Origin of the sequence: Paenochrobactrum glaciei (genome assembly GCF_039522165.1) — a bacterium.
Lineage (GTDB): Bacteria > Pseudomonadota > Alphaproteobacteria > Rhizobiales > Rhizobiaceae > Paenochrobactrum > Paenochrobactrum glaciei.
Window position 1 is genome coordinate 1 of the sequence record NZ_BAAADE010000047.1, and the last position, 624, is coordinate 624.

The 624-nt window shown below is 49.0% G+C and carries 1 protein-coding gene and 1 tRNA gene; one reads left to right on the forward strand and one right to left on the reverse strand.

The features are described from left to right. The first annotated feature begins 48 nt into the window (after positions 1-48). Positions 49-125: transfer RNA gene (locus tag ABDZ76_RS17605), tRNA-Met, on the forward strand. Positions 126-439: 314 nt separating this feature from the next. On the opposite strand, the gene ABDZ76_RS17610 is transcribed toward ABDZ76_RS17605, so the two are convergent. After that, the coding region (locus ABDZ76_RS17610; protein WP_343808684.1) for an integrase core domain-containing protein at positions 440-624 on the reverse strand (185 nt) is incomplete at its 5' end.

Genomic DNA, 624 nt, shown 5'->3' on the forward strand with positions numbered 1-624 from the left:
ATGAACAAAACAAAAAACGGGCTGAATGCCCAAAGCTCAAAAGTTTAGCGCGGGGTGGAGCAGCCCGGTAGCTCGTCAGGCTCATAACCTGAAGGCCGCAGGTTCAAATCCTGCCCCCGCAACCAAAATATGACTGCCAAAGCAGTCACTTATAAAAAAGCCCCTATCCTCAGATAGGGGCTTTTTGTGCTTAGGGGGCAGTTTAGGGGCGCCAATTATCAACACCGGCCAATGCCCCTCAATAGTGCCAGACCCGGTTTGTCCTGAAAGACCGGCACTAGATCGGACTATTATGTCACAGATATCTTATGGTGTAGCTGCCTCTTGGCCAGTCTATGGCGTCTTGTAGGCGCAAGGTTTCGTTTTATTTGCTGTGTTGGTGACCTGAGCCCCAACACTCCTCCATTTTTCAGGAAAGTCTTGGGTTATACTATTGGCCTTAAGCAGCCTGTTTTTCTAGAGCCATTTTTATGGCGAACTCATTCGGTGTGACATTACCGAGTGAAGAGTGCGGTCTGTTTTTGTTGTAATCATCCTTCCATGCTTTGATCTCAGTGCGCGCCTGAGCGAGCGATGAGAACAAGGTCTCGTTCAGGCATTCATCACGGAAACTACCGTTGAAGC